The 9,106-nt window shown below is 60.7% G+C and carries 8 protein-coding genes; 3 read left to right on the top strand and 5 right to left on the bottom strand.

What is annotated here, in order from left to right:
• Positions 1-558 precede the first annotated feature (558 nt).
• Entirely contained in the window at positions 559-1,182 is a 624-nt protein-coding gene (locus R4P65_RS32685) for a hypothetical protein (RefSeq protein ID WP_317829647.1), read from the top strand.
• Between the two features lie 24 nt (positions 1,183-1,206).
• Here the strand turns inward: R4P65_RS32685 and R4P65_RS32680 are convergent, their stop codons facing one another.
• Entirely contained in the window at positions 1,207-2,070 is an 864-nt protein-coding gene (locus R4P65_RS32680) for a phytanoyl-CoA dioxygenase family protein (RefSeq protein ID WP_317829646.1), read from the bottom strand.
• Between the two features lie 388 nt (positions 2,071-2,458).
• On the opposite strand from R4P65_RS32680, the gene R4P65_RS32675 reads away from it, so the two are divergent.
• Together R4P65_RS32675 and R4P65_RS32670 are read left to right on the top strand one after the other, a co-directional pair.
• Positions 2,459-3,349: an alpha/beta hydrolase gene (locus tag R4P65_RS32675; RefSeq protein WP_317829645.1), complete on the top strand. Its 891-nt coding sequence runs from the start codon at positions 2,459-2,461 to the stop codon at positions 3,347-3,349.
• A 75-nt stretch (positions 3,350-3,424) separates the two neighbouring features.
• Positions 3,425-4,741: a DUF2254 domain-containing protein gene (locus R4P65_RS32670; RefSeq protein WP_317829644.1), complete on the top strand. Its 1,317-nt coding sequence runs from the start codon at positions 3,425-3,427 to the stop codon at positions 4,739-4,741.
• Between the two features lie 98 nt (positions 4,742-4,839).
• Here the strand turns inward: R4P65_RS32670 and R4P65_RS32665 are convergent, their stop codons facing one another.
• The 4 genes from R4P65_RS32665 to R4P65_RS32650 form a co-directional block, all read right to left on the bottom strand.
• Positions 4,840-5,904, bottom strand: a complete 1,065-nt coding sequence (locus tag R4P65_RS32665) for a hypothetical protein (protein WP_317829643.1) — start codon at positions 5,902-5,904, stop codon at positions 4,840-4,842.
• A gap of 400 nt (positions 5,905-6,304) precedes the next feature.
• Positions 6,305-6,595 carry a helix-turn-helix domain-containing protein gene (locus R4P65_RS32660; RefSeq protein WP_411742623.1) on the bottom strand — a complete coding sequence of 97 codons (291 nt, stop codon included), beginning with the start codon at positions 6,593-6,595 and terminating at the stop codon, positions 6,305-6,307.
• Between the two features lie 46 nt (positions 6,596-6,641).
• Entirely contained in the window at positions 6,642-7,703 is a 1,062-nt protein-coding gene (locus tag R4P65_RS32655; protein ID WP_317829642.1) for a site-specific integrase, read from the bottom strand.
• 125 nt (positions 7,704-7,828) lie between these two features.
• A partial coding sequence (locus R4P65_RS32650; protein WP_317829641.1) for an ArsA-related P-loop ATPase occupies positions 7,829-9,106 on the bottom strand: 1,278 nt, incomplete at its 5' end.

Below are 9,106 nucleotides of genomic sequence, written 5' to 3'. Positions count from 1 at the left end.
GTACTGGTCTTCGACGCCGGAAAGATCGTCGAGGAGGGCCCGCCGGAACAGATTTTCGACTCCCCCACCCAGGACAGGACGCGCACCTTCCTCAAAGCGGTTCTCAAGCATTGATCACGACGTATGCCGCAACCGCAATCTACGGCTCCGGTCGCGGGCGCGTCATCTCGATATCGTCCACACCGCAAGGACCACCAACGCCACCACGACCAGGAAAATCACCGTTGTCGTTTCGGCGGGATGCGCGTTGATCCATTCGCTCATCGCACGATTCGACATTGACGACGGCTCGACCATGTGCGTATCCCTTCGAACGGAGGTCAATCGGTCAGAGGCAGAACAGGATCCACTCGTGCGGTATTACGTTGATCCCTGCTCTCACCGTATCGCTGACACCCCGCACACACGAGAATGTCAACGCCAGTGACCATCCGTAGAGAGTCTCACACGATCTACGTCGTACACCTCACAAGTCAATCTTGAGGGGTGTCATGTTTGCGACGTGAATTGCTCCATCTGGAAGGACGTGGCTTCCGAGAGACCGAGGAGGAAACCTTCATGTCACTTGCTCTCACAACATCAACGCAACGAGCACGCGCGGATCGCATCGAAACTCGTTCGATCGCAAGCTTTCTCGTGATCGCCGGTGTGGTGATGGCAGGCCTGGCTGTTGTACTCGCCGTCGACGTCGGCGAACCCGATCATGATGCGACCGGTGCGCAGCTATGGCTGCGCTGGCCGGCAGCGATCATTGTGGGCGCCTTCGCCGCAGTACTGCTAGGTGCATGCTTGCGGTATCTTTGTGTGCGCTTACGCCCAGTCCCGACAGTGACACCCGCACCGTGTCATGCGGTGGTGACACGTCGGCCCGCCGCCGTGGCCGGAACTGGAACCGACATATATCAGATAGACGTCGTCGTGGACATCGAAGGCGGCCGCTCGGTCGCTTCGATCGCGGATGCCGTAGCGCCGAGTTCGATCGGCCAGTTTTCGGTCGGCTCTCGCTGGGAAGTCCACCCACTCTCAGACGACCCGCGCTGGGTTGCATTGAGTGAGAGCCACCACGAGATCATCCGCTACGGATACCTGATCCACACCAGCAAGAGCAGGAGCCGATCTCACCTGTTGGCCGATACCCCCGGCCCGGGTTCGGACCTCGCCCACCACGATGAGAACGGGTGAGGTGAGATCGTCGAATGGCCTCGGCTACCTGCGGGCGGCGAGAAATTCCGGTCTCGGTGCAGCACCGCAGTAGGGCGGCTCGAGCACGTTGTTGACGCTGTTGAAGACCACGAAGATGTTCGCGCGAGGGACGGGCGAAATATTTCCCGCGGACGCGTGGAGCAGGTTGCTGTCGAACAGTGTCATCGAACCGGCAGCGCCGGTGACGACCTCGATGCCGCGCTGATCGTACTGCTCGGAGATCATCTGCTCGTTCGGGACACCGACCCGGGGGATCTCTTCGACCAAGGATTCTTCGAAATACCGTGGCGGGGTGGCGCCGGCGCATTGCAGGAAGGTGCGGTGCGAGCCGGGCATGACCATCAAGGGCCCGTTGAAATGGTGGTTGTCGGTCAAGGCGATCGAGGCGCTGACCGCGCGCGGGGAGGGCATCCCGTCCTCGGCGTGCCAGGTTTCGAAGTCGGCGTGCCAGTAAAAGGCCCCACCTCGGAAACCTGGTTTGTAATTCAGTCGGCTCTGGTGAATGTAGACCTGCGATCCCAGGATCTCTGCTGCGATACCGGCGGCACCGGACTCCTCGATCGCGTCGGAGACCACCAAGCTCAGATTCGCGATGTCGAAGATGGAGCGCACTGCTGACGAATTCTTTTCACGAACGATCCGCTCGTCATCGCGCAGCGCCGGTTCTTCACCGAGCCGCGTGACCTCGCTCAGACATCCCCTCACTTGACGATCGTCGAGCACTCGGTCGAGATGTGTGAACCCGTTGACCTCGAAGTCTGCGTGCCGGGGGCGCATCTCCGGATCCCACAGCACCGGGTCGGGACGCTGGTACGCAATCGGTGATGCCATCACCCGCGTGTGGTAACGATCGGTGGTGGCTACCATCAGTACAAACTCCCATCGTCGCGTTGCTCGAATCCTGTCTCGGACACCGACAGACTGGGTGATGCCCACGGCGCAGACATTGGCCGAACAACCGATTCGCGTAATGCCTCATCGTTTATAACACTTCCCCCCGCTGGTTCTCAAAAAGCTTGGACACCAACGGTTTTCTCTGCCATTGCAGAATGTCCCTCGAGTCGGCGCGGGTCTCGACTTGCGCCTGCGCAGCGCCCGGACGATCCGATCAAGTTGGATCGTCTAGGGTTGACGGAGGTGAGCCGGGAAGTCTGGTCGGCACGTAGGTCAGTGCTGCCCGAACAACCCAGGAGAACGCGATGCTCCATCCCATCAGAAGTCGGATTGCTATCCGGCCAGCGTCAGGTACACGACCGTGACGTCGTCGATCCTGCTCAGGTCCGGCTACCGGCGCCCCGGCGACGAACAGCACATCCAGAGCGCCGCCCGAACTCTTCTCTCCACATGGCGCCTTGGTTACGAACTGCGCTCCTTCCCCACTGTGTTGGGGGCGACGACTGTCCTCGTCGCCGGTGCCCGCTCCGAACGGCCGCCGGTGGTGATGATGCTCGGCGGTGCACTCGCTGCGGCGACGATCGAATCGTGTGTCGCTGCCATTGCCCGCACACGTGAGGTCTTCGTCGTCGACATCCCCGGTGAACCCGGCCTCAGCTCGCCCGGCCGGCCAGTAGGAGGAGGCATCGGTCCTTACGGACTCTGGCTCAATGCGCTTTTGCCTCAACTGACGGCACAGACGGTCGATGTGATGGGTCACGGTCTCGGCGCTTCCATTGCTGTCGAGTCCGTCTGCGATCGCGTCGACCATCTGTTTCTCGTCAGCCCAGAGAGCATCCTTCCCCCCTTTCGGGTAAGCATCGCCGGTATTCGTCGGCGCCGATGGCTTACTACCGCTGATGTCGGTGATATCGCCCGATACCTCGAGTCGACAACAGGGCCTGAATACGTTCCGGAACCGTCCGTATCGACCTGGTTCGCCAAAGTAGCCGTGTACTGCGTCCCGACCCCGCGAAGCCTCCGACCTTCGACAGATCGATGGGATGAAGCCTGTTCGTCGCAATCGGTGGCGATGGTCGTGGGGACAGAAGACCGTGTAGTACCGCAGCGCGCGGTCGACAAATTCGTCGGCCGGCGCTCCCACATACATAAGATCCCTATGATCGGAGTCGGCCGTTTCCCGATGCTGGAAGTACCCGAACAGTTCGCCGACGCCCTCAACAGCGCGCCGCGCACCCATACACTCGAGTGAAGCCCTGGCGCAACGACGGAGACATTTCACCGACCGCCTTCGTCAACTAGCAACCACGGACAAGGAGCAATTGCTTTGCGCAACAAAATGCTCCAGATCCGCGAATCCTTCTGGTTCATCCCGGCTGTACTCGGCGTTCTGGCGATCCTGCTGGCACAGTCATTGATTTCACTTGACCACACGATCGAAGAACGACAATTGCATACCTTCGGGTACTTCTTCTACGAGGTCGGTGTCAGCGGGAGCCGAAGCATCCTCGGCGCTATCGGCGGATCGATGCTCGCCGTCGCGGCAACCTCCTTTTCCATCACAATTTCGGTACTCGCCACGGCCAGTTCAACGTACGGTCCGCGCCTGGTGCGGAACTTCATGGCCGATCGAGGGAATCAAATCGTCCTCGGAGTCTTCAGCGCAACTTTCCTGTACTCGCTCACTGTCCTCCGCTCGATCCGTTCTCAGTCTTCGGACAATGTGGCGTTCGTTCCGGACATCGCAGTCAATGTTGCCGTCATCTTGGCAGTGATCTGCGTAGCTGTGCTGGTGTATTTCATTCACCACATCGCCGATTCCATTCAAGTATCGACATTGTCAGCCCGAGTCCGATCCGAACTGGTTTCCTGCGTCGACGAGATGTATCCAGCGTCGCCTCCTGCCAACGCCATTGCGGTAGACCGTAGTGATCTGGCCTTGTCCGGCGAGGCTGTCATATCAGCCGATGCCAGCGGGTTCATCGTCACGATCGACGAACAATCGATCCTCCGACACGCTGTGCATCACAGTTGCACAGTGGAGATAACCGCGGCCGGAGGTAAACATGTCCTCGTGGGCGACGAACTCGCGCGGGTCCGTTCGGGAGAAGCCACCGCCGAGCTAATCGCTGCCGTTCGAAAGTGCTTTTCCCTCGGAGACGCCCGCAATCCTCACCAAGATATAGATTTCGCCGTACAACAACTGACCGAGATGGCCGTGCGCGCACTGTCACCGAGCACCAACGATCCCTATACCGCTAAGAACGCGCTAGCAGAATTGGCCGTAGGCCTGGTTCCGTTGGTCCAGCGGAACGCCATTCCAGAGGGGCGAGCCGATGAGCAAGGAACCCTTCGACTTCTCGTCCACCGAACCGCGCCTGCCACGGTAGTCGACACAGTATTCGACGCGATGCGGATCTATGCCGTGCCGAGTCCAGTCGCTGTCACCGCGACGATCGACCTAGCTCGACGGGTAGGCGCGGCCGCCCTGTATCAACAGATTCGGGACGCACTACTGCGTCAATTGACGCTTCTCGGAGAGGCATATTCTTCGTCGGGTGCCCGACCTGAGGACATCGAAGCGCGTTCAGTCGAGATCAATGCGGCACGGCAGGTCCTCGAATCCTCTCGCACGTCGCAGTGACTGGATCGGCGCGATACTCCGTTGCCGAACTTGATGCGAGGCGCTCCCTGCTACTGGGGGAAGTTAGTTATTTCCATCAGAACTATTCGGATAATGCCTCATCTCAGACCGGGATAGTCATTCCACGTTCCATCCGACATTCGCGACCATTTACTCGCCGTGCCGACGGACACCCCGATCGCATCCGCGACAACTCGTGCCGGTAGCGAAGTCGCTAACTGCCTCATCGCTGCCTCCTTCGCGAGCCGCGGAGGTACTCCAGCACCCGACACAATCCTGCCCAGGTGCGCTGCCGTGACGCGACTGGAAGGTAGGAGGCCTCCGAACAGCCAGTTCGTTTCAGAATTTCGATAAATCGCACGACCAGAAGGCATCTCCAGGTAGCGGCGAACCAGCTGCGCAACAGAATCCGGCAACTGGATCGGCTCCGATGCGAACCTGACAGCGACGCCCTGATCCGTCAACACAACATCAGAGCGGCGCAGGCGAACACAGGCCGCCAAAGGTTGGGCGTACAGCAGGATGAAAAGCCCAGCAACCCGTGCAGCCATCTCAATGGTCTCGTCGACGAGAAGATGGTCGACGGCCTGCCACAGCTCGTCCGCACTCATTGCTGCCGCAGGACTGAATCGCTTGTTGATCGGCACCTCGATCCCGAAGGCGTGGCCATTCGCGCACGCCCAACTGACAAAAGCACTGAGGGCGTTGTTGCCCGTTCCCACGTTCGCGACGAAGTAGTCAAGATGCCCCTGATTGGCAGTGGCCAACGAAACACCCTGCGCATCAATCCAAGACAAGAAGGCACTGAACGCGCGGAGATCGCCCCGGCGCTTGTCGAGCACAGCCTGACTCAGAGGTTCGAGCGTTGACTGTTGACGTAGGCGACGCAAGACATGCCACCGGTGATAGCGCCCAAGGATGGCGGCGTTCGACGGAGGGAGGGCTGCGAGAAAGCACTTCGCATAGATTTCGAATTCGTTGAGGCGCACATCTATCGGCGGCAACGTTCCTGAGCTGACAAGGAGTTGACGGAGTTGACGGAAATAGTTCACCCGCCGTGACTGCGGAAACCGATTGACTCCCTCGTGGCTGATCGGCACCTGTCCGGAAGCCATGGCCCGCAACATTGCGGCGATTGGCTCCTTGCTGAGCCATCGTGTCACCGAGCGTTTGTCCGGGGCACTGAGCAAGTGCGTGTAAAGGCTGACCAGATCGGGATGGTGTGTGTCATCCTCCCGTGACAGAACGCTGCGGGCTCGATCGGCTAGACGGCAAGGACCGCAGTGCGAGCCTGTGAGCTGCTCTTCGCTGCCGCAGGACTTGCAGGCGAACCGTGCAGGGACACCCGCGCATGCGGCGCAGACGATGTCGCCCGAGTCGTTGTGGAATGCGAGGACCTTGGTGTGCCCGCACGATGGGCACGTGTCTGGGTGACGGCGCAATCGCGAGTAGCAGGGGTTGCAGATTGGCCCTCCGAGTAGGTCATAGCCGGCCGAGATTTCCCGTCCACACAGGTGACAGGTTCTATCCCCTGACCGTCGCGGCATCGATGGAGCGACGGATTCAGTCACGAGGTGGTCGATGGATGCGGGCGGGTACTGGTCTGAGCGAGCCGACGGAGGGGCCTGAAACCTCCGGACGGTTCGTGGTTCCAGTACGGGCTGTTTGACCGATGCCAACGGGATGGATCTCGATCAAGTCGTTGGGAGTGCAGTCAAGGATGGTGCACAGTGCTGCGAGTACTTCCATGTTCAACCGGGCTGGCGGTCTCGTGACCAGCCGAAATACCTGCTCGCGTGAAAGTTGAACGCCGACGTTCCGGAGAGGTTCGATCAGTTCCGTGGTTTGGAACATGCCGGCCGTTGCCATGAGTTCGCGCAGCCGCCACGTGATCGCAGTGTCAGGATTGGGAATCGTGTGCTCCGTAGATTCGTGAGAGGGCTTGGGCGATCACTCGGTTCTTGTAGTCGTTTCCGACTGAGGTGTAGATCGCGGTCGTCGAGGCGTAAAGATGTCCGACCTGGTCTTGGACGAACTTCTCCGAGTAACCCCATTCGATCAGATTCGTGATGTAGGTGTGCCGCAGACAGTGCAGGCTGAGGCTGAGTTCTGATGACAAGCCGGCGCCGTCGCGGAGGTCGGCAAAGCGATGGTCGAGGTAACGCATCGACACGCGCGTCCCGCGTTCTGTGGTCCACAACCCGCCGCCAGGGTGGTCGGGAAATCGCACGCGTCCGAGATCGACCCATTGCGCGAGCCCTTCGACGATCCAGTCGAGTTCAGGCACCGTGAGCACCGTGCGCCTCCTGGGCCCCGACCCCCGCGAGGCCTTTCCCCATCGCACTTCGACCGCTCCGTAGGTGCCGTATTGAGACCCTGCGGGATTCGGGCGGCAATCTGCCACATCGAGTCCTACCGTCTCCGCTCTCCGCAACCCGTACGCGTAAACAGTCTTGAAGATCTGTGCGTCACGAAGCGCAGAAAGGGACCCCTTGTTGCCCGCCCGCACGATGGATTCGACACGTGCATCGGCGTGAGCGAAGAACTGTTCGAGTTCGTCGTAAGTCAATGCCCGGCGCTGCGCCCTTCCCTCGTATTCGATCAGATGCGCGACCGTGTTCCATTCGTGGCAGATCTGCTGTGGACGCGCGCCAAACCGGGTTTCGCATTCCCGGCCCCAACCGTAGCGCGAGTCGATGAGGAAATCGCAAAAGAGTCGGATCGTGACCTGGTAACCACGAATAGTGGACTTGGCCAGTGGCCGCGAAGCCGAGACCGCCTGCACCGTAAAGTCTTCGAGATCTCCGGGCTCCCACTCCCAGGGAAACTTCTCGCAGTATTCGGCGAAGCGGCGAATGAACTGAGTTCGGACACTGACGGTGTGATCAGCAAGCCCTCGGCTCAATTGCTGGTCCCGCCATCCCTCGCGCATCGCACCGAAGACGAACTCCGGCTCATTCAAGGGACGTACGTTACCGACAAGTCTCAGGGACATGCCTGGTGACTGTTCTCCGTCTCGCACTCGATCAGTGTTGCACTACATGCATCATTGTTGCAGTTGTTTGCGAAAATGCGTACGCTGAGTCGCTATGCCTTACTCAAGGCTGCCAGGGCAGCTTCGCCGATGGGTTCTTCGGCGAGCATCGGGACGATGGCGGTTCGTTGGCTGTATTGGTTTGTGATGCTGTCGATTTCGGCGATTTCTCCGGCTGCGCGCTGCTGCAGGAGCGGCGAGGTAGGTTCGGCTGCGGCGAGGGAGTTGTTGACCACCCACGCCCAAGGGCGAATTCCTGCGCGTTGTAGATCAGCTTGCAGACCGGCGGCTTCGAGGACGGGTGTGGTTTCGGCGAGGGTCACGAGTAGGACTTTCGTGGCGTTTGGGTCCTGGAGTCGCATGAGTGGGGTGGTGAAGTTCGTGTTCTCACCCATCTGTCGGGCGATTTCCCGGTGGTAGGAGCCGGTGGCGTCGAGGAGCAACAAGGTGTGACCGGTTGGGGCGGTGTCGACGACGACGAATTTGCGGCTCGATTCGTGGATGACCCGCGAAAATGCTTGGAAGACGGCCACTTCCTCGGTGCAGGGTGATCGGAGGTCTTCGGCGAGGTTGGCGCGGCCTCGTTCGTCGAGGTTCTTGCCTTTGGTGGTCAGGACTCTGGTGCGGTACTGCTCGGTGGCTTCGGCGGGGTCGATGCGGGAGACCTGGAGGTTGTCGAGTTCCCCGTTCAAGGTCTCGGTCAGGTGTGCGGCCGGGTCGGTGGTTGTCAGGTGCACCTGGTGGCCGCGTTCGGCGAGGGCGACAGCGATCGCGGCGGCGATGGTGGTCTTGCCGACTCCGCCTTTGCCCATGCACATGATCAGGCCGTGATCGTCTGTATCGAGTTCGTCGATCAGGGATACGAGCGGGGCATTGGGCAGGTGCTGGGCCGGGTCCGCTGAGGCGGCAGATACCGGGCGGGGGTCGGTGGTGAAGAGGCTTTCGAGTGCGTCGATACCGACGATGTTCGTCGCTTTGAGCGGGACCTGATCGGTGGGCAGCTGCGCCAATTCGGTTGGCAGAGCGGCGATCGCGGCTTGCTCTCGTCGGCGGATCGCGGATTCGAGGGGATCGGTGTCGTCGGCCGGTTCAGGGAGGACGCCGTTGATGACGACGTGTTGGTGGGTCAGTCCGATGTCGGCGAGTTCGCGGTGGGTGCGGGTGATTTCGGCGAGCGTCGAATTCTGGGCGCGCGAGACCAGGACGAGGCGGGTCCGCTGCGGATCTGTGAGGGCGGCAACGGCGTCGGCGTAAATGGTGCGCTGCTTGTCGAGTCCGGACAGCGGCCCGAGGCACGATGCGTCGCCCTTGCCGCCGTCGAGGAACTCGGT

This window comes from Rhodococcus sp. IEGM 1318 (assembly GCF_033142465.1).
Lineage (GTDB): Bacteria > Actinomycetota > Actinomycetes > Mycobacteriales > Mycobacteriaceae > Rhodococcus_F > Rhodococcus_F qingshengii_B.
This window is presented reverse-complemented; position numbering and strand designations above follow the sequence as displayed.

Excerpts from the sequence above, each read along its gene's own strand:
- R4P65_RS32685 (WP_317829647.1), top strand. The coding sequence starts at position 559 with ATGTCACTTGCTCTCACAACATCAACGCAACGAGCACGCGCGGATCGC.
- R4P65_RS32680 (WP_317829646.1), bottom strand. The coding sequence starts at position 2,070 with ATGGTAGCCACCACCGATCGTTACCACACGCGGGTGATGGCATCACCG.
- R4P65_RS32660 (WP_411742623.1), bottom strand. The coding sequence starts at position 6,595 with ATGTTCCAAACCACGGAACTGATCGAACCTCTCCGGAACGTCGGCGTT.